Genomic DNA, 26,462 nt, shown 5'->3' with positions numbered 1-26,462 from the left:
TGCGCACCGGACGGGGTACGTCCCAGCGCGCCGCGGAGTTCATCGCGAGTGCCGTCCAGGCACGTACTCGTTCTCAGTGACCCGAACGATCCTCCTCACCGGGGCCACCGGCTACGTCGGCGGCCAGCTCCTTCCACGCCTCCTGGACCAAGGCCACACGGTCCGCGCCCTCGTCCGCGACGCGCAATCGGCACGCGCCAAGCTGCCACCCGAAGACTCCCTGAAGATCGTCGAGGGCGACGTCCTGACCGGCGCCGGGCTCGACGAGGCGGCCGCCGGCGCCGACGTCGCCTACTACCTGGTGCACTCGATGGGCTCGGGCGGCGACGACTTCGCCGAGCGCGACCGCGAGGCCGCCCGGAACTTCGGCGAGGCGATGGCCAAGCACGGCGTCGAGCGCGTCGTCTACCTCGGCGGTCTGGAGGGCGGGACCTCCGAGCACCTCCAGTCCCGCGAGGAGGTGGCGGACGTGCTGAGCAGGACCGCACCGCCGGACACCGTCACCCACGTCCGCGCCGCGATGATCGTCGGCGACCGCTCGACGTCGTTCCTGATGCTCCTCGGCCTCGTCGACCACCTGCCGGTGATGATCACCCCGAAGTGGCTGGACACGAAGACCCAGCCGGTCGCGATCGACGACGTCACGCAGACCCTCGCCGCGCTGGCGACGACCGAAGACCCACCGCAGGAGGTCCAGCTCGGCGGCGCCGACGTCCTGACCTACCGCGAGATGGTGCTGCGCACCGCCGCGATCGAGGGCCGCCGCAGGCCGCTCCTGCTCCGCGTCCCGCTCTTCACGCCGAGGCTTTCCTCCTACTGGGTCGCGCTCTTCACTCCGGTCGACCTCGCCACGATCAAGCCGCTCGTCGAGGGCCTCAGCTCCGAGACGATCGTCAAGGACCAGCCCCCGGCCGGCCTCAACGACGACCCCCGCGGCTTCGACGACGCGGTACGCGCGGCGCTCGCCGGGTAAGTTCCGCGCGTAGATGGTCCTGCCGCTCGCGTTCGTCGCGCTCCTGGCGCTCCTCGCCAAGATCGCCTACATGTTGGTCGGCCGCCTCGGCGGCGCGCGGGCGATCGCGGGCGTGATCGTCCGCGACCCGACCGACGACACGGCGATCGACCGCGACGGCGCGGTGCGCTCGATCCAGGGCGCCGACATCGTCCTACCCGAGAGGCTCTTCGGCGAGCTGTGGACGAGCGAGACGCTCGAGCGCCTGGCCCGGACCTACTGGAGCTACCTGTCCCACGTGACGTTCGGCCTCATCCGCGTGTACTACACCGACGAGGAGCGCTACGTCTGCCTGCTGATCAGGCCGCTGAAGCTGCTCACGTTCCGTGCGCCGGAGTACGAGACCGACAGCGAGCGCGGGATCGTGCGCTGGCGGATCGACAAAGGCCTGCTCGTCGCGAACGCCGGCCGCGGCGGCGACGGCTACCTGGAGATCGACGTCAAGCACCTCGACTGCGACGAGCCCGGCAACGCGCGGATCCACATCGAGGTCGAGGTCGCCAACTTCTACCCGCAGATCGCCTCGCGCCTCGGGCGGTTCCTGTACACCAACACGCAGTCGCGGATCCACGTGATCGTGACCCACGGCTTCCTGCGGCGCCTGGCGCGCCGCGACCTCGACGAGTCGGTCGCGGGCCGCTTCCGCGAACCGCGCCAGGCCGAGACGGGCACGCCAGAGCGCGAGCGTTCCGAGTAGCGCCGGGCGCTCAGCCGAAGCGGCCGGACACCAGCGTGCGCAGCTTCGTGCGGTCGTGGCGCGCGTGGACACGCCGGACCGTGCCCGACCGCGAGCGCATCACCAGCGACTCGGTCGTGGCGCTCCTCGCGCCCTGGTAGCGCACGCCCTGCAGCACGTCGCCGTCGGTCACGCCGGTCGCGGCGAAGAAGCAGTCGTCGCCCCGGACGAGGTCGTCCTGGGTCAACTGCCTGTCCAAGTCGTAGCCCTGCTCGATCGCGGCGGTTCGCTCGTCGTCGTCGCGCGGCCACAGCTTGCCGACGAGCCCACCGCCGAGGCACTTGATCGCCGCCGCCGAGATGACGCCCTCCGGCGTGCCGCCGATCCCCCACAGCAGATCGACCGGCGAGCGGTCGCTCACCGCGAGCATCGAGGCGCTCACGTCGCCGTGCTGGATCAGCCGGACGCGCGCGCCGATGTCCCGGACCGCCTGGAGCTGCTCGGTGTGGCGATCGCGCTCGAGCGAGACGATCATGATGTCGTTGATCTCGACCCCGCGGCGCTCGGCGACCAACTCGATGGTCTTGGTCAGCGGCCGGTCGAGGTCGAGCAGGTCGGCGATGTCCTCGGCGCCGGCCAGCTTCTCCATGTAGACGATCGGGCCCGGGTTGAACATCGTCCCGCGCTCGGACAGCGCGATCACCGCCAGCGCGTTGGGCATGCCCTTGGCCGCCAGCGTCGTGCCCTCCAGCGGATCGACGGCGATGTCGACCTCGGGCGGCGAGCCGTCGCCGATGTGCTCGCCGTTGTAGAGCATCGGCGCCTCGTCCTTCTCGCCCTCGCCGATGACGACGAGGCCGTCCATCTGGACGGTCGAGAGCGTCAGGCGCATCGCGTCCACGGCGGCCTGGTCGGCGCCGATCTTGTCGCCGAGCCCGACGAGGCGCGCGGCGGCGAGCGCGGCGGCCTCGGTCGTGCGCACCAGCTCGAGCGCGAGGTTGCGGTCCGGCTTGTTGGTGGTCTCGCTCATGAGGGGCCGGAGCCTAAGGCTTCACGCGACGCTCTGCGCGATGGCGAGCAGCGCGCTCAACGACCACGGGCCCTGCGCGGTCAGGCGCAGGTGCAGCCCGTCGCGGCGCCAGAGCAGCTCGTGGACCGGTCGCAGCGACGGCTGGGCCTCGCTCAGCGGCGCCTCGCGGTGCGTGACGCCGTCGCCCACCGGCGCCGCGTCCGTCGCCCCGTCGCCGAGCGAGCGCTCCGGCGGCGCGGCCTCGCCCGCGTAGAGCGACACGCGCCCGGGCTGGGCGTCGCGGGTGTCGTCGAGGTTCCAGGCGACCTCGACCGCGCGCGGTCCGCACGCGTACACGTCGACCCAGCGCGTGAGCGGGAGCGGGACCCGCGGCAGCGGGACCTCGCGGCCCAGGTGCGCGTCGGCCTCGGCGATGCCCTCCAGCGGCTGCGGCTCTTCTGCCATCGCCGCTGGAGGCTGTCAGGCGCGGCGGCGGGTGTCGAGCACCGCGGCCCGCAGCCGGTCCAGGCCGGTGGCGATCTCCGCCTCCGAGTGCGACGTGAACGACAGGCGCAGCGTCGCGCGGTCGGGCTGCTGGGGGAAGAACGGCCAGCCGGGGACGAACGCGACCTCGCGCTCCAGCGCGGCCTTCAGGAGCTCGTCGGCGTCCCAGCCGTCGGGCAGCCGGACCCAGACGAACATCCCGCCGTCCGGACGCGTCCAGCGCGAGCCCTCCGGGAGCGTGTCGCCCAGCGCGCCGACCAGCGCATCGCGCCGCGGCGCGTAGACCGCGCACAGCCCAGCGATGTGCGCGTCGAGGTCGCAGGACGCGAGCCAGTGCGCGGCCGCCGCCTGATCGATCGTCGACGTGTGCAGGTCGGCCGCCTGCTTGGCGACGACCAGCGCGCGGCGCAGCGCGGCCGGCGCGCGCAGCCAGCCGATCCGCAGGCCCGGGACCAACACCTTCGACAACGTCGACAGCGCGATCGTCCGGTCCTCGGCGCCGGGCAGCGACGCGACGTGCGGGACCGGCTCGCCGCGGTAGCGCAGCTCGCCGTAGGGGTCGTCCTCGACGATCCACAGCCCCACGCGCGCGGCGACCTGCGCCAGCGCCGCGCGGCGCTCCAGCGGCAGCGTCCGGCCGGTCGGGTTGTGGAACGTCGGGACCGTGTACAGCAGCTTCGGTCGCTCGCGGCGGACGAGCGCCGGGATCGCCTCCGGGTCCAGGCCGTCGTCGTCGCACGGCACCGGCACGACGCGCGCGCCGGCCATCTGGAAGCACTGCAGCGCCGCCAGGTACGACGGCTCCTCGACCAGGACCGTGTCGCCCGGCTCGATCAGCACCGCCGCGATCAGCGTCAGCGCCTGTTGGGAGCCGGAGGTGATCAGGATGTCCTCGGGGTCCGTCGGCAGCCCGCGCGCGCCGAGCCGCGCGGCGACCGCGGTGCGCAGCGCCGGATCGCCTTCGGTCGTCGAGTACTGAAGCGTCCTGCCGAACTGCCCGTCGGCCAGCGCGGCCGCGAACGCCGCGCGCAGCCCGGGCGCATCGAACAGCTCCGGCGCCGGCAGCCCGCCCGCGAACGAGATCACGCCCGGCCGCTGGGTCAGCGCCAGGATCTCGCGCACCGGCGAGGACGCGACGTCGCGCAGCCGCGCCGCGGCCGCGGGCGGCGCCGCGCTCAGCGGGCTCGGACCACCGGAGGACGCCATGCCGCTCAGCGCGCCGGCCGGGCCACGAGGAGGCCGCAGACGACCAGCCCGTCCTCGAGCTGCAGCAGTTCGCCGATCTCCGCCGCCGCCTCGCGGGCGCACGGCGCGGGCGCGCAGTCCATGCCCTCGGCGCGCAGGCCCTCGGCGAGGTCGTGCAGCGCGCCGAAGCGTGGCGAGCCGCCGACCCGGCCCAGCAGGACCAGGTGGACCGGCGCCTCGTGCAGCGACCTGGCGAAGGCATCGGCGATCCGCAGGTCACGGGCCTGCCGCGCCGGAGCGTCTGCCGCGAGGATCTTCATCCCGCCGGTCTCGGCGAGCTGGCGGCGCCAGTACGGCAGGTGCGCATCGCGGATCGCCTCACGCATGCGCGGATCGGTGACCGTCACCAGCCGCCACGACGCGAGGTGCGCGCGCTCCAGCGCGGCGGCCAGCGCCGCCGGGTCGACCGGATCGGGCCGGAACGGGCGGAACGTGGACGGCGCGGTCCGCAGCTCGTCGGTGTACGACAACGTGGACATCAGGGGTACCTCCGTGAAGTTCGAGTAGGAGCGAGAACGACCAGTCGCCGGACTCGCTTCCGCGAGCCGCTAAGGGGCGCTGGTGATCGCTACTCGAAGGAGGTGCCGCACGAGGGTGTGAACGGTAGCGGAGGTCGGCGGCGGGCTCAAGCCCTACGGGGCTTCGGGGTGGGCCGGGTGGCTGTGGCGTCTCTCTGCCGGCGCTGGGGTGTCTCAGTGCGGCGCGTCGGTGGGGGCGCGTTGCGTTGCGGGGTGGGCATCGATGGCGAGAAGGCGCTGGGGCGGCGCCACCGGGCGCGGTGTGGCTGGGCGTTCTGGTGCTTCCGGGCGGAGTTCGGGGCCGAACGGAATGGTCAACGGCAGTTTGGTGTTCGCAGAGAACACCAAACTGCCGTTCAGGACGTCAACGGTGCATTTGGGTCCCATACGAACCCAAATGCACCGTTGACCCATCAGTTCGGCCCCGAACTCCGCCCCCAGTCCCGGCGCCAAGGCCGAGCCACACCGCGACCGTGGAGCGTCGCCTCAAGCGCTTCTCGCCCTCGATGCCCACCCCGCAACACGGAGCGCCACCACCGACGCCCCGCACTGAGGCGCCCCCAACGCCCGCGCCGCAGCGCCTCACCCCCAGCGCCGCAGCCGCCGCCGCAGCGGCGACGACCGGAAGTTCTCCTGCGCCAGCGCGGCGTCGACCGACACCAGCGCCGCCTCAGCCCCGATGGCGACCGCGCCGAGCACGTTCAGCGTGCGCTTCATCCTCGCCGCGCGCGGCGGCGTTCCCGGGCCGGGCGTCGAGCCGTCGGTCAGCGGCACCGCGCCGCCCGGCGCCTGACGGGAGAAGCGGATGCCCTCGACCGCCGTCAGCGCGCCGGTCGCGATGACCGTCCCGACGAGCACGTCCTTCGCCCGCGCCAGCGCGCGCTCGCGCCCGGTGAGCTTCGTGGCGCCGCGCGCCTCCTCGGCGCGCGCGCCGGCCCAGCCGGCGGTCATCGCGATCAACCCGATGGAGTTGATCGTCCCGTAGCGCCGCCACGCGGCGTTGACCACCGCGCCGCGCTCGCTCGGGTCCGCGATGCGATCCACCGACGGATGCAGCGCGAGGCGGCCGAACAGGTTGCCGCCGAGCAGCGCGGCGAGGCCGAGCTCATGCGCGGCGCGGCCGGCCTGGGAGACGAGGTCACTCGAAGGCGTCAGCGTGCTCATGCCGCTTGGGCTCCCCGCCGCCGCGCCCGTTCACTCGCTCACTCCCGCGCCATCATCGCCGCGGCGTCGCGCTCGAGGTCGACGTACTGGTCGTCGCCGAGCTTGACCTCGACCTGGACGATCCGGCCGCCGGTGAACGTGCCGGGCGGCGTGTAGAGCGAGGACACCGCGTCGCTGGAGTCTCGCCCGACGCAGAGGCCGTCGCCGCAGAGCGTGAACTGCGCGATCTGCGTGCGCATCGTCCCCTCGGCCACGACCTCGTCGTCGACGTAGAGCCTCGTCGTTCCGTGCGCCTCGCCGTACTGGCCGACCGACTCCTTGTCGAAGGACACGCCGACGACGTGCCTGCCCTGCGGCAGCGGCTCGCTCGCCTTGAACACCTGCTCGGGCGGGATCCCGAGGAAGTTGTACACGTAGTGCAGCCGCCCCTCGTGGACGAACAGCGCATGGCCGCCGAAGCGCGCGCCGTGGGCGAAGACCACGCCGCCGACCTCGGGCGTGCTCACCTCGACCTCGGCGAGGATCCGGTACGAGCGCCCGCGGATGTTCGGCGCGACCGCCTCCGGCACCTCGGCGGTGTGCGGGAAGTAGATGTAGGTGTCGCGGTCCGGCTCGGGCTGCGGGCGCGGGTCGGCCAGGATCTCCGGCGGGACGCGGTCGTCCAGCGGCAGGACGTCGAACTTGTCGGCCTCCTCGAACCAGATGTCCACCATCTCCCTGACCTTGTCGGGCATCTCGCCCGCGAGGTCGTGGGCCTCGGAGTAGTCCTCGGCGAGGTGGAACAGCTCCCACGCGTCCCTGTCGAAGTGCCCGATCCCCGACGTCGGCCCGTGGACCGCCACGGCCTTCCAGCCGTCGGCGTAGATGCCGCGAGTACCCAGCATCGCGTAGTACTGGCGGGACTTGCGCGTCGCGGCGCTCGCGTCGTCGAACGTGTACCTCATCGACACGCCCGGCAGCGGCTGCTGCTCGTGGCCGTCCACGACGTCCGGCATCTCCAGCCCCAGGCAGTCCAGCAGCGTCGGGACCACGTCGGTGACGTGGTGGTACTGCGTCCGGACCTCACCCCTCGCGCTGAAGCCCTTGGGCCAGTGGATGACCAGCGGGTCGCACGTGCCGCCCGCGTAGGAGTAGCGCTTGAACATCTTGAACGGCGTCGAGAACGCCACCGCCCAGCCGGTCGGGTAGTGGTTGTAGGTGTTGGGCGAGCCGAGGTCGTCCATGTGCGACAGGTTGTCGTCCATCTCGTCCGGGAAGCCGTTGAAGAACTTGTTCTCGTTGACCGACCCGTTCGGGGAACCCTCGCCCGACGCGCCGTTGTCGGCGCAGTACAAGACGATCGTGTTGTCGAGCTGGCCGGTCTCCTCGAGGTAGTCGATGATCCGCCCGACCTGCGCGTCGGTGTACTCGCTGAAGCCCGCGTAGACCTCGGCCATCCGCGCGAACAGCGCCTTCTCGTCGTCGTCGAGCGAGTCCCACGGCCGCACGTCGTCCAGCGGCGAGTGCGTGCCGTCGGGCATCGGGTTCAGCTGCGTCAGGTCGGTCCCGTCCGGCACGATCCCGCGCTCGACCATCCGCGGCAGGACCCACTCGCGGTAGGCCTCGTAGCCGCCGTCGAACTTGCCCTTGTACCTGGCGATGTACTCGTCCGGCGCGTGGTGGGGCGCGTGGTTGGCGCCCGGGCAGAACCACATGAACCACGGCCGCGACGGCGCGCTCTGGCGCGTGTCGCGCAGCATCGTCAGCGCCTGGTCGGCCAGGTCCCTGGACAGGTGGTAGCCGTCCTCGGGCGACGCGGGCTGCTCGACGAACTTGTTGTCCTCGACCAGCGTCGGGTACCACTGGTTGGTCTCGCCGCCCAGGAACCCGTAGAAGCGGTCGAAGCCCTGCGACAGCGGCCAGCCGCGCTTGGGCGCGCCGGCGTGGCACTCCTCGGAGGGCACGTTGTGGTCCTTGCCGATCCAGTACGTGTTCCAGCCGTTGCGCTGCAGGATCTTGGCGAACGGCGTGCAGCTGTCGGGCAGCCGCGCGTGGGCGCCCGGGTAGCCGATCGCGCCCTCGGTGATGCATGCGAACCCGTTGGTGTGGTGGTTGCGACCAGTCAGGAAGCATGAGCGGGTCGGTGAGCACAGCGCGGTCGTGTGCCACTGCGAGTACGTCAGCCCCTCGTCGGCGAGCCGCTGCATCGTCGGCATCTCGATCCCGCCGCCGTAGGGCGACCACGCGGCCAGGCCGGTGTCGTCGTAGAGCACGACCAGGACGTTGGGCGAGCCCTCCGGCGCGGTCGGGGCCTCGTACGGGCCCCAGTCCGGGGTCGAATCCCGGACGTCGAGTTCGATCTTCCCCTTGAAGCGTGGATCGGGCATGGTCCCGACGCTCGCCGAGCGCCGGGTGGACCTACATCACCCCCGCGGGGTGAGGCGGACCCGGAACAGCACCCAGACCGCCCGGAACCCGTCGCGCCACGTGATGTTCTTGCCCTCGTCGTAGGTCCGGCCGTAGTAGGAGATCGGGACCTCGTAGATCCGCAGGCCGCGGCGGCAGATCCAGCCGGTGATCTCGGGCTCGATGCCGAACGCGGACTCGGTCAGGGGCAAGGACTTCAAGATCTCCAACCTGAAGGCCTTGTAGCCCGTCTCCATGTCCGACAACGTGGTGTTGAACAACAGGCCGGTCAGCAAGGACAGGAACTTGTTGCCCATCAGGTGCCAGAACATGTAGGCCCGCTGCGCGCGGCCGCCGGACAGCCGCGACCCGTAGACGACGTCGGCGACGCCCTGCAGGATCGGGTCGATCAGGTGCGGGACCTCGGCCGGGTCGTACTCCATGTCCGCGTCCTGGATGACGGCGATGTCGCCGACCAGGTGCGGGATCCCGGCGCGCAGCGCGGCGCCCTTGCCGGCGTTGGCCTGCTGGAGCAGCACGACGTCGTGCGACGCGGCCGCGTACGCGCGGACGATGTCCGCGGTCGCGTCGGTCGAGCCGTCGTCGACGACGACGATCTGGCGGTCGAGCCCGAGGGCGTCGATCGCCTCGAGCACACCGCGGATCGTGGCGGCCTCGTTGTAGGCCGGGACGAGGAAGGCGATCTTCATGTGGGGCGCTGGAACCTACAGGCCGTACGCCATCAGGAGGTTCAGCCAGACCTCGGAGCGCGTCGGGAACGCCGGGATCGCGTGCCAGAGGTCGTCGAGCGGGACCTGCCCGACGACCGCGATCGTCGCGGCGTGCAGCCACTCGGCGACGTCGACGCCGACGAACGTCGCGCCGACCACGACGCGGCGGTCCTCGTCGATCACCAGCCGCGACGTGCCGCCCGTGCCCTTGCCGTGGAACGACGCGCCGGCCGTCCCGTCCGAGGACACCTCGACCACTCGCACATGCAGACCGGCCTCGCGCGCGCTCGCCTCGGTGTGCCCGACGGCGGCGACCTGCGGCTCGGTGAACGTGACCCGCGGCGGCGGACCGGTGTCGCGCAGGCGCGCGCCATCGTCGCCGACGATCTGGTCGGCGGCCAGGCGCGCCTGGTGCTTGCCCTCGTGTGTGAGCAGCGAGCGGCCGTTGGCGTCGCCGACGACGTAGAGCCAGTCGTGGCCCACGACGCGCAGGTCCTCGCCGACCTCCACCGGACCGGCGTGCGGCTCGACGCCGACCGACTCCAGCCCGAGCTCTTCGGTCAGGTGCCGGCGGCCCGAGGCCACCAGGATCTCGGCCGCCTCGAAGCTCCCGTGCGATGCGGTCTCGACCGTCACCCGTCCGGACGAGCGATCGCGCGACACGCGCTCGGCGACGACCGCGCAGCGCACGTCCACGCCCGCCTGCTTCAGCCCCTCGGCGACCAGGTCGGCCGCGAACGGCTCGTCGCGCCCGAGCAGGTGGTCCTCGCGCTCCAGCAGCGTGACCCGCGCGCCGAGCGTCGCGAACGCCTGCGCCAGCTCGCTGCCCACCGGCCCGCCGCCGATCACGACCAGCGACTCCGGGACCTCGCGCGTCTGCGACGCGTCGCGGTTGGTCCACGGATCGACATCAGCAAGCCCGTCGATCGGCGGGATCGCCGGCGCCGTGCCGACCGCCACGACGACGGCCCTCCGCGCGCGCAGGATCACGTCGCCGACGTGGACCACGAGCTTGCCCGCGAGGTGCCCGTGGCCGCGCACGAGCATCACGCCGCGCTCCTCCAGCCACGGCAGCTGGTGCGAGTCGTCCCAGCCGCGCACGACCTCGGTCCGCCGTTCCAGAGCAGCACCGACATCAAGCCTGCCCGTGATCGCCTCACGCGCGCCCGGGACCCGCCGCGCCTCGGCCAGCGCCTGCGCTGGGCGCAGCAGCGCCTTGGACGGCATGCACGCCCAGAACGAGCACTCGCCGCCGACCAGCCGGTCCTCGACGATCGCGACCTCCACGTCCCTCGAGCCGAGCCGCCCGGCGATCACCTCGCCGGCCGGACCCGCGCCCAACACCACCACGTCGACTTCCCGGACCTCGCTCATGAAGTCCTAGGCCTTCCCGGACTGCCAGTCCCGGAACGCCGCGAGCATGTGCGCCTCGACATCTGGCGCGATCGCGCCCGGGTCGACCTGGCCGGCGACCGCGATCGTCTCGCGGAACTGGGCGACGTAGGCGACGCACCAGTCGCAGCAGCCGACGTGGCCCTCGAAGCGGGCGAGGTCGGGCGCGGGCAGCAGCCCTTCGACGTAGTCGTTGACGAGCTCGACGAGCTCGCGGCAGGTGAGCGGTGTGGTGGGAGTGCTCATGCGGCGATCCAGTCCTCCAGCGCCCTGCGGACCTTGGCCCGGGCGCGATGCAGGAGAACACGTTGGTTGGTCTCGGTGAGGTCGAGAACGTTTCGCACCTCGTCCGACGACAGCCCTTCGAGGTCACGCAGCGTGATGACGATCCGCTGGCGCTCGGGCAGCTCGGCGATCGCCTCGCGCGCGATCCGCAGCACCTCGTCGCTCTCCAGCGACAGCTCCGGGTCGTCGTGCCAGTCGGCCGGCGCGCTCGTCCAGGCGCCCTCGCGCGTGAACCGCGACGGGTCGACGGTCGGCCCGTCGCCCTCCTCGCCCGAGCCCTCCACGCCGTCGCCGCCGCCGACGCTGGCGAACGGGATCGAGCGGTGCTCGCGCACCCCGCGCGTCTTGGCGCGGTTGACGAGGATCCGGAACAGCCAGGTCTTGAACGACGAGCGGCCCTCGAACCTCTCGATCCCGCGCAGCACGCCGACCCACGTCTCCTGGACCACGTCCTCGGCGAGCGCGTCGGTCGGCACGTACATCCGGGCCAACCGCATCAACATGGGCGTGTAGCGCCGCACGAGCACGGCGAACGCGTCCTCGTCGCCCTCGCGCGCGCGCTCGACCAGGCTCTGGTCGTCGGCGGGTACGAGGGTCGGCATCCGCGCCGACAATAGCCTGCACGCGGACGTGTCGTCCGGCGTGAGAAGGTGCGAGTACATGGCGCAGCGTTTCATCGGGGTCGATGTCGGCGGGACCAAGGTCTCCGTCGCGGTGCTCGAGGGCAACCGGCTCTCCGAGCCGGTCCTGCAACCCACCGAGCTGACCAGCAGCGACAAGTTGGTCGAGCAGCTCGTGACCGCGATCAGCGACGCCGGCCCGGCCGACGCGGTCGGCATCGGCGTCCCCTCGGTGATCGACTTCGCGACCGGCACCGCGCGCCATTCGGTCAACGTCCCCTTGCAGGACGTGCCGCTGCGGCGGATCCTGACCGAGCGCTTGAAGATGCCCGTGTTCGTGGACAACGACGCGACCGTCGCCGCGCTCGCCGAGGCGCACGACGACGACCTGCACCAGGTCGCGCAGTCGCTCGTCCTGCTGACGATCGGGACCGGCGTCGGCGGCGGGATCGTCATCGGCGGGCGCATCTACCGCGGCGCGACCGGCGGCGCCGCCGAGCTCGGGCACACGCTGGTCGGCGCCGACCTCGCCGCGGGCGCGCCGCCGCACTCCGACCAGAACCCGCAGCCCGGGTCGCTGGAGCGCCTCTCGGCCGGCCGCGCGCTCGACGCGCTGGGCCGCGAGCGCGGGTTCCCCGACGGACCGGCCGTGGTGACCGCGGCCCGCGCCGGGGATGCCTCTGCGCTGGAGGCCATCCACATCCTCGGCGAACGGCTCGGCGTCGGCATCGCGAACGCCATCAACACCTTCGACCCCGAGCAGGTCGTCATCGGGGGCGGCGTCAGCGCGGCCGGAGAGCTGCTGCTGGAGCCGGCGCGAGCGGTCGCCCGGCGCTTCGTGCTTCCTGGCGTGGGTACCCGGACGGAGATCCGGCTCGCGCGCTTCGGCCCCAAGGCCGGCGTGCGCGGAGCAGCCCTGTTGGCTGGTCAGGAAGTGCTCAACTCGTGAAAACCCGGGTTGCCTCTGCTAACCCGGTCGTAGGATCGTTTTAGAGAGAACTTCAGGAGGCAACGCCATGAGCAACGCAGCATCCGTCAACGAACGCCTCGCGGCACTGACCGCGCACGGCACGAGCATCTGGCTGGACCAGATCGAGCGCGAGCTGGTGGAGGGCGGAGAGCTCGCCCGCCTGGTCCGGGAGGACAGCCTCCGGGGCATGACGTCGAACCCCGCGATCTTCGAGAAGGCGATCCTCGGCTCCGACCACTACGACGACCAGATCTCACAGCTGGCCGGCGAGGGCGCCGACTCCCGCTCGATCTACCAGGAGGTCGCGATCCGCGACGTCCAGAACGCCGCCGACGTGCTGCGCTCGGTCTACGACGAGACCAAGGGCTATGACGGCTACGTGTCCTTCGAGGTCGACCCGGACCTCGCGTTCGACACCGACAGGACGATCGAGCAGGCCCAGGAGTACTGGGGCCGCGTCGACCGCCCCAACCTGATGATCAAGATCCCGGGCACCGACGAGGGCCTCCCGGCGATCGAGGAGGCCCTGTACCTCGGGTTGAACATCAACGTGACGTTGCTGTTCAAGGTCGAGCAGTACGAGAAGGTCATCCAGGCGTTCATCAGGGGGCTTGAGCGCCGCCTCGACGAGGACAAGCCGGTGGACAACATCCACTCGGTCGCGTCGTTCTTCGTCTCGCGCGTCGACACCGAGGTCGACAAGCGCCTGGAGGAGAGGGGCAATACGGAGCTGCAGGGCAGGGCCGGCCTGGCCAACGCCCGCGCCGCCTACCAGCTGTTCCTGAGGTACTTCAAGGGCGACGCCTTCAAGAAGCTCGCCGACGCCGGCGCGCCGGTCCAGCGCCCGCTGTGGGCGTCGACCGGGGTCAAGAACCCCAAGTACCCGGCGACCCTCTACGTCGACGGCCTCGCGGGGCCGGAGACCGTCAACACGATGCCGGTCGCCACGCTGGAGGCCGCGCGCGAGCAGTCCGAGGCCAGGGGCGACGAGGTCAAGATCGACCCGAGCGACGAGTTGAAGGCCTTGGCCGACGCGGGCATCGACATGACCGACGTCACCGACAAGCTGCTCAAGGACGGCGTCGACGCGTTCGTCACGCCGATGACCAAGCTGCTCGAAGGCATCGACGAGAAGCGGAAGGCGATCGCGTGAGCGGGACCCCCGCTGGGCTCGACGCGTCGATCCCGGAGGCCTACGCCCCGGCGATCGACGCGCGCCTCGCCCGTGCCGCCGACGATGACGTCGCGGCGCGCATCTTCAGGATCGACGACACCCTCTGGGGCCCGGCCGGCCAGCCGGAGGTGTCCAACCGGCTCGGCTGGCTCGACGTCCACGACCGCGTGCTCGCCGAGGCCGACGACCTCAGGGCCTTCGCGTCGCAGGCGCGGGCGGACGGGCTGACCGAGGCGGTCGTGCTCGGCATGGGCGGCTCGTCGCTGGCGCCCGAGGTCTTCCGGCGCTCGTTCGGCACCCACGCCGACGGGCTGATCCTGCACGTGCTGGACTCGACCGACGCCGACGCCGTCCGCGACGTCGAGGCCGAGATCGACCTGAGCACGGCGCTGTTCGTGGTCTCGTCGAAGTCCGGCGGGACGATCGAGACGCTGTCGGCCTTCCACTACTTCTGGGAGAAGACCGGCGGCAACGGCGCGCAGTTCGTCGCCGTGACCGACCCGGGCTCGGGCCTCGCCGCGCTGGGCGAGGAGCGCGGGTTCCGGCGCGTCTTCCTCAACGACCCCAACATCGGCGGGCGCTACAGCGCGCTGTCGTACTTCGGGATCGTCCCGGCCGCCCTGCTGGGCGCCGACCTGAAGGCCTTGCTCGGCGGCGCCGCCGAGCTGGAGGGCGCGCTGCGCGAGAGCGACGCCTCCAACAACCCGGGCCTGTGGCTCGGCGCGCACCTCGGCGAGCTGTCGCTGGCCGGGCGCGACAAGCTGACGTTCCTCGTCGACCCGCCGATCGAGTCCTACGGGTTGTGGGTCGAGCAGCTGATCGCCGAGTCCACCGGCAAGCACGGCAAGGGCATCCTGCCCGTCGCCGACGAGCCGATCGGCGCGCCCGAGGCCTACGGCAACGACCGCGTGTTCGTGCACCTGCACGACGCGTCGCACCATCCGGCCGACGCCGGCGCGGTGCAGCGCCTGATCGACGCGGGCCAACCCGTGATCACCATTCCCGCTCACGGCGCGGCCGATCTCGGCCGCATCATGCTGCTCTTCGAGTTCGCGACCGCGGTCGCCGGCTGGGTGCTGGAGATCAACCCCTTCGACCAGCCCAACGTGCAGTCGGCCAAGGACAAGACCAAGGAAGTGCTGGCCCTCGGCGCGCCGCCGGAGATCGCGGAGGCCGACGCCGCCGCGCTCGCGAAGCTGCTCGGCGACGGCCCGCCGTCCTACCTGGCGATCCAGGGCTACCTCGCCCCCACGCCGGAGTTCGACGGCGAGATCGAGGACGTGCGCGCCAAGCTGCGCGACCGGACCACGATGGCCACCACCTTCGGCTACGGCCCCCGGTACCTGCACTCGACCGGCCAGCTGCACAAGGGCGGCCGCCCGGACGGGCGCTTCCTGCAACTGCTACATGTTGCTGACGACGACGTGGAGATCCCGGGTGGGGACCCGTCGTCCTTCGAGACCCTCAAGCGCGCACAGGCGGACGGCGACCTGCTCGTCCTGCGCGACCACGGCCTGCCGGCGGAGCGGATCGTGCTCCGCGGCGACCCGGTCGCGGCGCTGCGCACCATCAAGGAGAACCTGTAGACCATGGCGCAGATCGGCTTCATCGGCCTCGGCAAGATGGGCGGCAACATGGTCGCCCGCATCAAGCGCGACTCCGAGCACGAGGTCGTCACGTTCGACTTCGACGCGGGCGCGATCGACAACACCGTCAAGAAGGGCGCGGTCGGCGCGAAGTCGCTGGCCGACCTCGTCAAGAAGCTCGAGGCGCCGCGCCTGGTCTGGATCATGGTCCCGGCCGGCGACCCGACCCAGCAGACCGTCGACAAGCTCGCCAAGTTGTTGGACAAGGGCGACACGATCATCGACGGCGGCAACTCCAAGTGGACCGACGACATGGCGCGGGGCAAGGAGCTCAGGAAGCTCGGCATCAACTACGTGGACGTCGGGACGTCCGGCGGTGTCTGGGGCCTGGAGGTCGGCTACTGCATGATGGTCGGCGGCCCGAACCCGGCGATCAGGCGCCTCAAGCCGTTCCTCGACATCCTGGCGCCGCCGCCGGATGAGGAGCACGGCCCGGGCTGGGGCCACATGGGCCCGACCGGCGCCGGCCACTACGTCAAGATGGTGCACAACGGCATCGAGTACGGGATGATGCAGTCCTACGCCGAGGGCTTCAACCTCTTCGACGCGTCCGAGTTCAAGTTGGACAACGCGAAGATCGCGCACCTCTGGATGCGCGGGTCGGTCGTCCGGTCCTGGCTGTGCGAGCTCGCCGCGCGCGCGTTCGAGCTCGAGGGCAACGACCTCGAGGCGCTGGAGCCCGTCGTCGCCGAGTCCGGCGAGGGCCGCTGGACCGTGGAGGACGCGGTCGAGAAGCGGATCCCGATGCCGGTCATCACGGCCGCGCTGTACGAGCGCTACCAGTCCCAGGGCCGCGGCGACTTCGCCGCCAAGGTCAACGCGGCGCTGCGCAACCAGTTCGGCGGGCACGCCGTCCAGCGGCGCGCCGACGGCTAGAGGCACCAATGGCGACCACCGACGTCAGGCTCGGCAACGAGCCGGAGCAGGACAACCCGCTCGTCGAAGGGCTCGAGCGGCTTCCGGTCCACCCCACGACGCTGGTGCTCTTCGGCGCGACGGGCGACCTCGCCCGTCGCAGGCTCCTCCCGGCGATCTACAACCTGGCCCACGAGGGCGCGCTGCCCGAGCGCTTCAACCTGATCGCGTCGTCGCGCAGCGAGATGGCCCACGAGGAGTTCGCCGAGCAGGCGGCCGAGGCGATCAGGCAGTTCTCGCGCCGCCCGCCGGACGAGACCGTGCTGAAGGAGTTGCTCGCCAACGTCCGCTACGTCGCGGGCACGTTCGACGAGGACTCGGTTTATGAGGAGCTCGGCAGGCACCTCGACGCCTTCGACGACGCGGCCGGCCAGCCGCTGAACCGCGCGTTCTACCTCTCGACGGCGCCGGAGTTCTTCCCGGTGATCATCGGGCAGCTGGGCAACCACGCGCTCAACGCGCACGAGGGCGCCGAGGTCCGGGCGATCATCGAGAAGCCGTTCGGAACCACGCTGGCCGAGGCGAAGGACCTCAACCGCAGGGTCCTGTCGGTCTTCGAGGAGAGGCAGCTCTTCCGCATCGACCACTACTTGGGCAAGGAGACCGTTCAGAACGTCATGGCGTTCCGGTTCGCCAACGGCCTCTTCGAGCCGGTGTGGAACCGCAACTACATCGACCGCATCGAGATCACCGCGGCCGAGGACCTGACGATCGGGACGCGCGCGGGCTACTACGACAACGCGGGCGCGCTGCGCGACCTGGTGCAGAACCACATGCTCCAGCTGCTGTGCAACGTGGCGATGGAGCCGCCGGTGCACTTCGCGGCCGACGAGATCCGCGACGAGAAGGTCAAGGTCCTGCGGTCGGTCCTGAAGCCGACGGAGGCGACGGTCGACGAGATCGCGGTCCGGGCCCAGTACGGGCCGGGGACGATCGGCGGCGTCGACGTCAAGGGCTACCTGCAGGAGGACGGCGTGCCGTCGGACTCCAACACGGAGACCTACGCGGCGCTGCGGCTGGAGATCGACAACTGGCGCTGGGCGGGCGTCCCGTTCTACCTGCGCACCGGCAAGTCGCTGGCGCGCAAGGTGACGGAGATCGCCATCACCTTGAAGCCGGTGCCGCACCTCGCCTTCCAGCAGGAGGGCTCGGTCGGCGTCCGCCCGAACCAGCTGATCCTGACGATGCAACCCAACGAGGGCGTGTCGCTGTCGCTCGGCGCGAAGATCCCAGGCACGCGGATGCGGATCCGGCCGGTCAACATGGAGTTCTTGTACGGCACGTCGTTCATGTCGCAGTCGCCCGAGGCCTACGAGCGGCTGATCCTCGACGCGATGCGCGGCGACGCCACGCTCTTCACCCGCAACGACGAGGTCGAGGCGCAGTGGGAGATCTGCGACCCGATCGTGAGGAAGTGGGAGGCGACGCCGGGGCCGCTGCCGCAGTACGAGGCCGGGACCCAGGGGCCGGCCGAGGCCGAGCGGCTGCTCGAGGCCGGCGCGCGCTGGCGGGCGATCTAAGTGGCGACGGTCGACACCGTCTGGCGGGCGCGCGACACCAACCCGGGTGAGATCGACGCGGCATTGCGGTCCGCGCTCTCCCAGGTCCATCGCGAGAACGCGGGCTACGTCCCGGCGCGCGTCCTGAACCTGGTGACGATCGTCGACAAGCAGTACAGCGGTGAGATCGCCAACCGGCTGCGGCGCGTGGGCCGGTACCACCCGTCGCGCACGATCGTGTGCTCGGTCGACCCGCGCCGGACGACGCTGGACGCCGTGGCGACGATCTCGGCGCCGTCCGAGGTGGGCGAGGGCAACATCGGGTTGCTGCGCGAGACGGTCGTCGTGGAGTGCGGGACGCGGCACCTGAAGCACCTGGACCGGATCGTGGATCCGCTGGTGGTGACCGACCTGCTGACCTGCGTCTGGGCGCCGCACGGGCACGCCGAGGCGGTCGACTCGTTGTTGGACATGTCGCAGATCGTGCTGACCGACGGCGTCGACGAGCCCGAGCCCGTCGATGCGCTGCACCGCGCGCAGCAGCTGTCGAAGAAGGTCTACGTGGTCGACCTCGCGTGGCTGCGCTCGACGCCGTGGCGCGAGCGCATCGCCGCCACGTTCGATCCCCCGACGGTCCGGCCCGAGCTGAGGACGATCTCGGCGATCACGATCCGCCACCACCCCGACAGCGCCGTCGCCGCGCTGCTGCTGGTCGGCTGGCTGGCGTCGCGGCTGGGCTGGTCCTGCTCGCCGCTGATGTCGGGGCGCGGCGGGATCATCGAGGGCAACGTGCACGCCAGGCGCCAAGATGTACGTGTTCGCCTGGAGCCGGACCCGCGCCTGCAGGTGCGGGGGCTGGCGGGCCTGACGCTGTCCACCGCGTCAGGCCGCACCTACTCCCTGGACCGCGGCCCCGGCGGGCTGCGCGCGCACTTCGAGAACCGCCGTGGGGAGCAGCGCGACTGGACGATCCTCGGCGCCTCCCGCGGCGAGGCCGGCATCCTCGGCGAGGGCATCCGCCAGGCCCTGCTGCGCGACCAGACCTACAAGCCGGCCCTCGAAGCCGCGGCGCGCCTGCTGCCCTAGGCGGCCGCCGCCTCGCCGTCGCCGTCGCCGGCGGCACGGCGGATCGTGATGTCGCCGTGGCTGGTGCGCGCCTTCACGGTCGCCGTCCTCACCGAGGACGGCGGGGTCGCGGAGGGCTCGAGCTCCTGGCGCAGGAGGCCGAACGTCGTCTTGACGTCGAGCTTGGCCGCGGTGCCGTGGGCGATGCCGACCTCGACGGTCCCGAAGGCGGTCTTGAGGTCGACGTCGCCCGAGGCCACCGAGCCGAGGCGGATCGAGCCGTTGGCGGTCTTGACGGTCGCACCCTGCCGCGCGACATCGATCGCGACATCGCCGTTGGCCGCCGAGATCTTCAACAACCCGTCGACCACTCCGGCCCTCGTCCCGCCGTTGCCGTTCTTGACGATCAGGTCGCCGCTCACGGCGCCGAAGCTCAGCGCACCGGTGCCGGTCACCGCCACCACGTCACCGGTGGCGTGGTCGACGCTGATGTCGCCGGCTCCGCTCACGACGCGCAGCTTCCCGGTCGTCCCGAGCCGGATCGCGCCCGCGCCGGACTTCAGCGTGCACGCCCCGAGGATGCCCTCGGTCCGGAGGTCGCCCACCTCGGTGTGACCATCGAGGCGCGAGCCCTCCGGCAACGCGATCTCGACGCGGACGACGCCGGAGCGCGACCACCCGAGGCCCTGCCGGGTGGTCTTCACCTCCAACTTGCTGCCGCTCAGCTCGATGCGAGCGGTCTCCGCCGCCCTCACGTCGGCCTTGCGGTCGGGATCGCGCGGAACGACGTCGACCACGACGTCGTCACGCTGGGACGCGACGATCTTCACGTCGCCCGCGTGGATCGAGATGGAGGCGTTGATCGGGCCGGATGCAGGGAAGGTGGGCATGTTGATGTCCTTGTGTTGGTTTGGGGAGAGGGGTCAGAGGGGGTGTCGCTCAGACGACCCAGCCGCTGAACGTGCCGCCGCCACCAGGTTGTTGGTGGCCTTGGTGCGTCCGGGTCGGCGGTGCCGCCTGGGGGTCGACGGCCGCGCCGAGCGCGCGGACGAGCCACGCGTTGACGCTGAGCCCGGCGGCCGCGGCGGCCTCTTCGACGCGCGCCTTGAGGGCCTCCGGGAGCCGGAGGTTGATCCGCGCGGTGGCGGCGTCCTCCGTCGTGGGAGCTGCAGCGGCGGGCGAGGTGTGGGGAGCCACCTCGCCCGCCGGGTCGTCGGCCGGCGGCGGGACCACGACGAGCTCCGGGTCGCCGCCGCGCAACCGCACGTCGACGCTGCCCGGGGCCAGCTCGGAGGTGATCTCGCCCGCGGCCGCCGACAGGACCTCGAGCAGCATCAGCCGCGCGGCGGCGTCGAGCGGGGCCGTCAGCCGCTCGGCCAGCGCCCGCGCGTCCTCCCCACCGGCTTCGGCCGCGGCCGCGAGCTGGCGGTGGAGGTCTTCGATGTAGGGCGCGAGGTCCATGGCGCCATAGTGACACCACCATGGCACCATGTCAACACCACATGTGACACCGGTCCATTCCGGGGTCGGCGAAACGCCGAGCACGGGCACCCCGTGCGGCAAGATGTCCGCCATGGCCGTCCAACTCGTCCGTCAACCCGATCCGGAGACGCTCGCCCGCCAGGCCGCGCGCGACCTCATCGCCGCGATCGCCGAGGCCCGCGAGGCACGTGGGGTCGCGCACGCGTGCCTCGCCGGCGGCAGCACGCCGATGCGCTGCTACGAGCTGCTCGACGGCGCGCTGGAGGACTGGACCGGCGTGCACCTCTGGTACGGCGACGAGCGCTGCGTGCCGTTCGACGACCCGGAGTCCAACCACGGCCAGGTCAAGGACCGCCTGCGCGCCCGCGGCGCGACGTGGCACCCGATGCCCGGCACGCTCGGCCCGGCCGAGGGCGCGCGCGAGTACTCGAGCGAGCTCGGGTCGACGGTCCTCGACATCACCCACCTGGGGATGGGCCCCGACGGCCACACCGCCTCGCTGTTCCCCAACCACCCGCTGCTGGACGCGCACGGCATCGCGGCGGGGATCAGCGACTCGCCGAAGCCGCCGCCGGAGCGGATCACGCTGACGCTGAGCAAGCTCAACGAGTCCCGGCGGATCGTGCTGCTGGTGACCGGCGAGGGCAAGTCGGAGGCCTTGGCGCGCGTGATGGCCGGGCCGGACCGGACCTACCCCGCGTCGCTGCTGGACCGCACCAAGTTGTTGGTGATGGCCGACAACGCGGCGCTGCCCGCCTGATGCCCGGCGAGGTCTGGCTCATCCGCCACGCCGAGACCGACTGGGCGAAGGCCGGCAAGCACACCGGGCGCACCGACATCCCGCTCAACGACGAGGGGCGCGAGCACGCGGCGTCGCTGCCCGGCCGGTTGGCGGGGCAGTCGTTCGCCCTGGTGCTGACCTCGCCGCTGGAGCGCGCGCGGGAGACCGCGGCGATCGCGGGACTGGGCGACGAGGCCGTCGAGGACGCCGACCTGTTGGAGTACAACTACGGCGAGTACGAGGGCCTGACGACCCCGGAGATCCGCGAGTCCCGGCCCGACTGGTACCTGTGGCGCGACGGCGCGCCCGGCGGCGAGATGCCCGACGACGTCGGCGCGCGAGTCGACCGCGTGATCGCGCGGGCGCTCGCGGTCGACGGCGACGTCGCGCTGTTCGCGCACGGCCACGTCCTGCGCGTGCTCGGCTCGCGCTGGATCGAGCAGCCGGCAGCGCTCGCGGGCCGCCTCGCGCTCGGCACCGGCGCGATCTGCAAGCTCGGCTTCGAGCGCGAGACGCGCGTCATCCGGGCCTGGAACCTCCTGAGCTAGCGGCGCTCCGCCGCGTCCGGCGGGAAACGGAACGCGCAAGTTCCGGGAGAGATGGCCGACGACCGGGCAAGATGGCCAGCGTCATCGCCGAGCCACCCCGAGACGTGCCGCAGAGTCGTAAGAGCCGAAGTCGTTCCCCCGAGGTCAAGGCCTTCACCGCGCTGTTGTGCGGTGCCGCCGCCTGCCTGGCGGCCGGCGCGCTGTTCCCGATGACGCCGGAGGCGCCGGTGAGGCTGGCGTCGGTCTTCATCGTCGTCGCGCTGGCCATGGCCGCCGGGACGTGGTTCCTGATCGACAGGGCCCCGCGCCGGATCCTGCTCGCCGAGGCCTGCGTCGCGTGCGTGCTGAACTCCGTGCTGGTCTCGCAGTCCGCGACGCCCGGCGGCGCGATCGCCGACGCGTTCGCGTACGTGTGGCTGACCGTCTACGTCGCCGCGTTCTTCCCGCGCGCGTGGTGGCCGTACGGGCTGCTGGTCGCCGCGGCGTTCGGCGGCGGGCTGATCGGCGCCGGCCTCGACGCGAACCTCTTCTCCGCGTGGATGGTCCTGAGCGTGAGCGTCCTGATGGCGGGCTTCGTCGTCGCGATGATCTCGCGCGCGATGCTCGGCCGGATGTCGACCGACGCGCTGACCGGCACCCTGAACCGCTCCGGCCTGCACGACGCGGCGCGCCGGCTGCGGCTGCGCCGCCGCCGCGACACGCCGATCGTCACCGTCGCCGCGCTCGACCTCGACGGCTTCAAGGCCGTCAACGACACCAACGGCCACGCCACCGGCGACCGCCTGCTCGCCGAGGCGACCGCCGCCTGGCGCTCCGCGCTGCGCGCCGACGACGTCCTGGCCCGCACCGGCGGCGACGAGTTCATCGTGTTGATGCCCAACACCGGCCCCTCCGAGGCCACCGCCGTCCTCGACCGCCTCCGCTCCGCCCACCCCGTCGCCTGGTCGGCCGGCATCGCGCCCTGGGAAGCCGACGAGCCCCTCGCCGCCTGCATCGAACGCGCCGACGCCGCGCTGTACGAAGACAAGCACGCCTCCCGCGCGGCGTAGGCGCGATCTGAAACCTCCGGCCGCCGTCAGGCCGATGACGCGGCCGGCGGTTGTGCGGGCAGCAGGCCTGCGACAAAGTGAAGGCCATGCCCAAAGACGTCCGCAGCGGCCCGGTCATCGCGACCTTCGGGGTGCTCGTGGCCCTCTTCGGCGTCATCGCCACGCTCGTCCTCGTCCACAACGCCGGCTCGCGCACGGTCGACGGTGCGAGCCTGAACGCATCCGAGCGCCACGGCGCCGAGGTCTTCGGCCGCACCTGCGGCTCCTGCCACGCGCTCGCCGCCAGCCAGGCGGTCGGCGCGGTCGGCCCGAACCTGGACTACGTCCAGCCCACCGACGCGCAGATCCGCTCAGTGATCGCCAAGGGCTCGCAGGGCGCCTACGGCGTCATGCCCGCCGGCCTGCTCAACGGCACCGACGCCGCCGACGTCGCGGCCTACGTCGCCAAGGTCGCCAGCCGCAAGAAGTTCAACTAGCCGCCCAGGGAGGCGCCATGTTCCGCACCAATCGAGGGGTCTCGCGCCGGGAGCTGCTGACCGGCGGTGCCGCCGCGGCCGGCAGCGTCGCGCTGGCCGGCGTCGTCGGCGCCCGCGCCGCCGACATGGCCGGCATGGACCACGACAGCACGCCGATGCGCCTGCGCGCGCTGACGGCCGACCAGGCGGCGCTCGTCGGCGCGATGGCCGATCGCATCTGGCCGCGCGACGGCGACACCCCGTCGGCCTCCGAGCTCGGCGTCGTCACCTACCTCGACGGCCAACTCGCCGGCGGCTGGGGCGCGGGCGAGCGCTTCTACCGCCAGGGCCCGTTCCACGAGCCCGAGAGCTCCGGCCACGGCTACCAGCTCTCGCTCACGCCGCGCGACGTCTACCGCCACGTCCTGCCGGAGATCGACACCTACACCAAGGGCAAGTACGACAACAAGGCGTTCGCGGACCTGGATCCCAGGGACCAGGACGCGGTCCTCACCGACCTGCAGGCCGGCAAGGTCGACCTCGGCCTGGCCTCCGGCCCCAACGGCTTCACCTCGGCGAGCTTCTTCACCATGTTCTTGCAGAACGTGACCGAGGGCCTCTTCGGCGACCCGGTCTACGGCGGCAACAGGGACCTCGCGGGCTGGAAGCACATCGACTACCCGGGCGACCCCATGGCCTACGGCGACAGCTACTACGCGATCTTCGGGCACCGCGGCGACGTCTACGAGGTCAAACCGCAGGGCATGGCCGACGTGATGAGGGAGAACTAGCGATGGCGTCGATCAAGCACGACAAGGTCGACGCGGTCTGCATCGGCGTCGGCTGGACCGGCGGGATCCTCGCCGCCGAGATGGCCAAGGCGGGGATGAAGGTCGTCGGCCTCGAGCGCGGCGGTCCGCGCGGCGAGTCCAGCTTCGGCTCCGACCACGACGAGCTGAAGTTCGCGATCCGCTCCGAGCTGTTCCAGGACGCCGCGGTCGAGACCCAGACGCTGCGCCACTCGACGGGCGAGCCCGCGCTGCCGATGCGCTACATCGGCGCGTGGCTGCCGGGCACCGGCGTCGGTGGCGCGGGCGTGCACTGGAACGGCCAGAACTGGCGCTATCACCCGTCCGACTTCGAGTACAAGTCGCACTACACGGACAAGTACGGCAAGGACGTGTTCCCGGACGAGATGCGCCCGCGCGACTGGGGCATCACCTACGACACGCTCGAGCCCTACATGAACACGTTCGAGGAGATGGCGGGCATCTCCGGCAAGGCGGGCGTGCTCAACGGCAACAGGATCGAGGGCGGCAACCCGTTCGAGGGCTCGCGCTCGAAGGAGTACCCGACGCCGCCGATGATGGCGTCGAAGTCCGGCGACATGTTCGCCAAGGCGGCGCGCGAGCTCGGCTACACGCCGTTCCCGGTGCCGTCGGGGAACCTGAGCGAGCCCTACGTCAACCCGGAGGGCGTCCCACGCAACCACTGCCTCTACTGCGGGTTCTGCGAGCGCTTCGGCTGCGAGGTGGGCGCGAAGGCCGACCCGACCGTGACCGTGATCCCGGTCGCCGAGCGGACCGGCAACTTCGAGCTGCGCACCCACGCGTGGGTCCACCGGATCACGCACCGCGACGGCAGGGCGACCGGCGTTCTGTACACCGACGCCGCCGGCCGCACGCACGAGCAGCCGGCCGACGTCGTGGCCGTCACGTCGTTCATGTTCAACAACGTGCGCTTGTTGTTGTTGTCGGGCATGGGCGAGCCCTATGACCCGAAGACCGAGAAGGGCGCGGTCGGGCGCAACTTCGCCTACCAGACCGGCGGCGCCGGGGCGGTCGGCTACTTCGCCGACGAGGACGACCTCAACCTGATGATGGGGTCGGGCGCCAACGGCATGTCGATCGACGACCTCAACGCCGACAACTTCGACCACAGCGACCTGGACTTCCTCGGCGGCGGCAACGTCGCGATCTCGCAGAACGGCTCGCGGCCGATCCAGTCCCAGCACGTCTTCGGCGACACGCCGACCTGGGGCCTGGAGTGGAAGCGCGCGGTCAAGGACACGTACCGCCGCACGGTCAGCATCGGCGCCCAGGGCGAGTCCCCCGCCTACCGCGACCACTACGTCGACCTCGATCCGACCTACAAGGACGCGTTCGGCGATCCGCTGCTGCGGGTGACGTTCGACTGGACCAAGAACGAGCGCAACATGGTCAAGTACCTCGGCACCAAGATCGAGGAGATCATGAAGGCCATGAGGCCGACGAGGATGACCGGCGGCCCGGGCGCGCTCGCCCCGCACTTCGACACGGTGCCCTACCAGTCCACGCACGTCACCGGTGGGACGATCATGGGCGACGACCCGAAGGAGACGGTCGTCAACGACTACCTCCAGATGTGGGACTACCCCAACGTCTTCGTCGTCGGCGCGAGCAACTACCCGCAGAACGCGGGCTTCAACCCGACCGGCACGCTCGGCGGCCTCGCCTACCGCGCGGCCGACGGCATCGTCAACCACTACCGCAAGAACGGCGGCGCGATCCGGTCCTAGACTCGGGGCATGAGCGACCGCGACCTCCTGCACGTCCTGACCGCGCTCGCCGAGCTGGCCGGCAACGAGGCGGGCGTCGCGGTCGCGGTCACCGCGCTCGACGAGCGCATCGGGCGCGGCCGGTCCGACATGCGCACGCCGCTGAACCTCGCGTCGCTCGCCGCCGACGGCCTCGCCGAGCAGGTCGACGCGACCCACTGGTCCGCAACCCCCGCCGGCATCGCCCGCCACGGCGAGGACGAGGACTACGCCTCGCGCTGAGCCCCGGCGCTCGGCGGCCCTAGTCCTCCAGGAACGTCCCGCGCTCGACGATCATCGTCGCGGCGCTGCGGAGGACGCCGGCCATCGGCGCGGCGTCGGGGCCCAGCTCGGCGAGGGTGACGTCGGCGCCGAGCTCCAGCGAGCGGGCCAGGCGCAGGAGCGGGAACCCGCGGGACTCGAGGATGCGGGCCAGCCAGGCGACCTGGGTCTCCAGCTTCACCGCGCCCGCGACGTCGAGCGCCGCCCAGTTCAGCAGGTGCTGGAGGTCGTGCTGGCACCAGAGCCGGCCGACCGGGCCGTAGACGGCGTCCTCGTCGGTGTACTCCGCGTAGTAACGCTCACAGGTCGCCGCCGCGAGCGCGACCAGGTCGATGTCCTCGCCGGCGCCCGGAACGGGCGAAGGCGCCGCACTGGGCGGCGCCGTTCCCGACGGAGGGTCGACGCGGTGCGGAGGGGGCAGCTCGCTGGTCACGCCGACCAACCGTACCCCGCGCCGCGCCGCCGCGCCGACCCGGAAGC

28 protein-coding genes are annotated in these 26,462 nt (G+C 71.8%); 15 read left to right on the top strand and 13 right to left on the bottom strand.

The window, feature by feature from the left end; translation table 11 throughout:
* Positions 1-76: 76 nt before the first annotated feature.
* Together H030_RS0113155 and H030_RS0113150 are read left to right on the top strand one after the other, a co-directional pair.
* Entirely contained in the window at positions 77-973 is an 897-nt protein-coding gene (locus H030_RS0113155; RefSeq protein WP_027006443.1) for an NAD(P)H-binding protein, read from the top strand.
* Between the two features lie 13 nt (positions 974-986).
* On the top strand, positions 987-1,709 hold the full coding sequence (locus H030_RS0113150; RefSeq protein WP_027006442.1) for a hypothetical protein: 723 nt from the start codon (positions 987-989) through the stop codon (positions 1,707-1,709).
* Positions 1,710-1,719: 10 nt separating this feature from the next.
* Here H030_RS0113150 and glpX read toward each other — a convergent pair whose 3' ends face one another.
* The 10 genes from glpX to H030_RS0113100 all read right to left on the bottom strand — a co-directional run bounded on the left by glpX (position 1,720) and on the right by H030_RS0113100 (position 11,523).
* Positions 1,720-2,718, bottom strand: coding sequence for a class II fructose-bisphosphatase (glpX, locus tag H030_RS0113145; protein ID WP_027006441.1), 999 nt, complete (start codon positions 2,716-2,718; stop codon positions 1,720-1,722).
* Positions 2,719-2,739: 21 nt separating this feature from the next.
* Positions 2,740-3,162, bottom strand: coding sequence for a hypothetical protein (locus H030_RS0113140; protein ID WP_027006440.1), 423 nt, complete (start codon positions 3,160-3,162; stop codon positions 2,740-2,742).
* A gap of 15 nt (positions 3,163-3,177) precedes the next feature.
* Positions 3,178-4,407: a PLP-dependent aminotransferase family protein gene (locus H030_RS0113135; protein WP_027006439.1), complete on the bottom strand. Its 1,230-nt coding sequence runs from the start codon at positions 4,405-4,407 to the stop codon at positions 3,178-3,180.
* A gap of 5 nt (positions 4,408-4,412) precedes the next feature.
* Positions 4,413-4,925 carry a hypothetical protein gene (locus tag H030_RS0113130; protein WP_027006438.1) on the bottom strand — a complete coding sequence of 171 codons (513 nt, stop codon included), beginning with the start codon at positions 4,923-4,925 and terminating at the stop codon, positions 4,413-4,415.
* A gap of 621 nt (positions 4,926-5,546) precedes the next feature.
* Positions 5,547-6,128 carry a hypothetical protein gene (locus H030_RS0113125; RefSeq protein ID WP_027006437.1) on the bottom strand — a complete coding sequence of 194 codons (582 nt, stop codon included), beginning with the start codon at positions 6,126-6,128 and terminating at the stop codon, positions 5,547-5,549.
* Positions 6,129-6,166: 38 nt separating this feature from the next.
* The gene (locus H030_RS0113120; protein ID WP_027006436.1) at positions 6,167-8,494 is read right to left on the bottom strand and encodes an arylsulfatase; all 2,328 of its coding nucleotides are present in this window, start codon (positions 8,492-8,494) and stop codon (positions 6,167-6,169) included.
* 36 nt (positions 8,495-8,530) lie between these two features.
* Positions 8,531-9,223 (bottom strand): glycosyltransferase family 2 protein, encoded by a 693-nt coding sequence (locus tag H030_RS0113115; protein ID WP_027006435.1) that lies wholly within the window; start codon positions 9,221-9,223, stop codon positions 8,531-8,533.
* A gap of 15 nt (positions 9,224-9,238) precedes the next feature.
* Positions 9,239-10,618, bottom strand: coding sequence for a dihydrolipoyl dehydrogenase family protein (locus H030_RS0113110; RefSeq protein WP_027006434.1), 1,380 nt, complete (start codon positions 10,616-10,618; stop codon positions 9,239-9,241).
* Between the two features lie 6 nt (positions 10,619-10,624).
* Positions 10,625-10,882, bottom strand: coding sequence for a zf-HC2 domain-containing protein (locus H030_RS0113105; protein ID WP_027006433.1), 258 nt, complete (start codon positions 10,880-10,882; stop codon positions 10,625-10,627).
* Complete coding sequence (locus H030_RS0113100) at positions 10,879-11,523, bottom strand: RNA polymerase sigma factor (RefSeq protein ID WP_027006432.1); 645 nt, start codon at positions 11,521-11,523, stop codon at positions 10,879-10,881. The genes H030_RS0113105 and H030_RS0113100 overlap by 4 nt, the downstream gene beginning before the upstream one ends.
* 58 nt (positions 11,524-11,581) lie before the next feature.
* Between H030_RS0113100 and H030_RS0113095 the strand changes: the two genes are divergently transcribed.
* From H030_RS0113095 to H030_RS0113070, 6 genes are all read left to right on the top strand, one after another.
* The gene (locus H030_RS0113095) at positions 11,582-12,490 is read left to right on the top strand and encodes an ROK family protein (protein ID WP_035127645.1); all 909 of its coding nucleotides are present in this window, start codon (positions 11,582-11,584) and stop codon (positions 12,488-12,490) included.
* A gap of 67 nt (positions 12,491-12,557) precedes the next feature.
* Positions 12,558-13,664 carry a transaldolase gene (gene tal, locus H030_RS39720; RefSeq protein ID WP_027006430.1) on the top strand — a complete coding sequence of 369 codons (1,107 nt, stop codon included), beginning with the start codon at positions 12,558-12,560 and terminating at the stop codon, positions 13,662-13,664.
* Positions 13,661-15,271 (top strand): hypothetical protein, encoded by a 1,611-nt coding sequence (locus H030_RS39715; protein ID WP_081690791.1) that lies wholly within the window; start codon positions 13,661-13,663, stop codon positions 15,269-15,271. Before tal ends, H030_RS39715 begins: the two co-directional genes overlap by 4 nt.
* Positions 15,272-15,274: 3 nt before the next feature.
* Positions 15,275-16,207 (top strand): phosphogluconate dehydrogenase (NAD(+)-dependent, decarboxylating), encoded by a 933-nt coding sequence (gene gnd, locus H030_RS0113080; RefSeq protein WP_035127642.1) that lies wholly within the window; start codon positions 15,275-15,277, stop codon positions 16,205-16,207.
* An 8-nt stretch (positions 16,208-16,215) separates the two neighbouring features.
* Entirely contained in the window at positions 16,216-17,766 is a 1,551-nt protein-coding gene (gene zwf, locus H030_RS31885; protein WP_051222593.1) for a glucose-6-phosphate dehydrogenase, read from the top strand.
* Complete coding sequence (locus H030_RS0113070; protein WP_027006428.1) at positions 17,767-18,831, top strand: glucose-6-phosphate dehydrogenase assembly protein OpcA; 1,065 nt, start codon at positions 17,767-17,769, stop codon at positions 18,829-18,831.
* On the opposite strand, the gene H030_RS31880 is transcribed toward H030_RS0113070, so the two are convergent.
* Both H030_RS31880 and H030_RS0113060 read right to left on the bottom strand, forming a co-directional pair.
* On the bottom strand, positions 18,828-19,700 hold the full coding sequence (locus tag H030_RS31880; RefSeq protein WP_051222591.1) for a DUF4097 family beta strand repeat-containing protein: 873 nt from the start codon (positions 19,698-19,700) through the stop codon (positions 18,828-18,830). The genes H030_RS0113070 and H030_RS31880 overlap by 4 nt on opposite strands.
* 49 nt (positions 19,701-19,749) lie before the next feature.
* A complete protein-coding gene (locus H030_RS0113060) occupies positions 19,750-20,271 on the bottom strand; it encodes a toxin-antitoxin system HicB family antitoxin (RefSeq protein WP_027006427.1) in 522 nt (173 codons plus the stop codon).
* Between the two features lie 112 nt (positions 20,272-20,383).
* On the opposite strand from H030_RS0113060, the gene pgl reads away from it, so the two are divergent.
* From pgl to H030_RS0113025, 7 genes are all read left to right on the top strand, one after another.
* Entirely contained in the window at positions 20,384-21,052 is a 669-nt protein-coding gene (pgl, locus tag H030_RS31875) for a 6-phosphogluconolactonase (protein WP_051222589.1), read from the top strand.
* Positions 21,052-21,621, top strand: coding sequence for a histidine phosphatase family protein (locus tag H030_RS0113050; RefSeq protein ID WP_027006426.1), 570 nt, complete (start codon positions 21,052-21,054; stop codon positions 21,619-21,621). Before pgl ends, H030_RS0113050 begins: the two co-directional genes overlap by 1 nt.
* 71 nt (positions 21,622-21,692) lie before the next feature.
* Positions 21,693-22,670 (top strand): diguanylate cyclase, encoded by a 978-nt coding sequence (locus H030_RS37035; protein WP_081690789.1) that lies wholly within the window; start codon positions 21,693-21,695, stop codon positions 22,668-22,670.
* 86 nt (positions 22,671-22,756) lie between these two features.
* Positions 22,757-23,146 carry a c-type cytochrome gene (locus H030_RS31865; protein ID WP_035127636.1) on the top strand — a complete coding sequence of 130 codons (390 nt, stop codon included), beginning with the start codon at positions 22,757-22,759 and terminating at the stop codon, positions 23,144-23,146.
* Between the two features lie 17 nt (positions 23,147-23,163).
* Entirely contained in the window at positions 23,164-23,916 is a 753-nt protein-coding gene (locus H030_RS31860) for a gluconate 2-dehydrogenase subunit 3 family protein (protein WP_051222584.1), read from the top strand.
* Positions 23,917-23,918: 2 nt separating this feature from the next.
* Positions 23,919-25,682, top strand: a complete 1,764-nt coding sequence (locus tag H030_RS0113030) for a GMC family oxidoreductase (RefSeq protein ID WP_027006425.1) — start codon at positions 23,919-23,921, stop codon at positions 25,680-25,682.
* 9 nt (positions 25,683-25,691) lie between these two features.
* A complete protein-coding gene (locus H030_RS0113025) occupies positions 25,692-25,943 on the top strand; it encodes a hypothetical protein (protein WP_027006424.1) in 252 nt (83 codons plus the stop codon).
* Positions 25,944-25,962: 19 nt separating this feature from the next.
* Here the strand turns inward: H030_RS0113025 and H030_RS0113020 are convergent, their stop codons facing one another.
* Positions 25,963-26,415, bottom strand: coding sequence for a hypothetical protein (locus tag H030_RS0113020; protein ID WP_155892030.1), 453 nt, complete (start codon positions 26,413-26,415; stop codon positions 25,963-25,965).
* Positions 26,416-26,462 lie beyond the last annotated feature (47 nt).

Origin of the sequence: Conexibacter woesei Iso977N (assembly GCF_000424625.1) — a bacterium.
GTDB classification, from domain to species: Bacteria; Actinomycetota; Thermoleophilia; order Solirubrobacterales; family Solirubrobacteraceae; genus Baekduia; species Baekduia woesei_A.
This window is presented reverse-complemented; position numbering and strand designations above follow the sequence as displayed.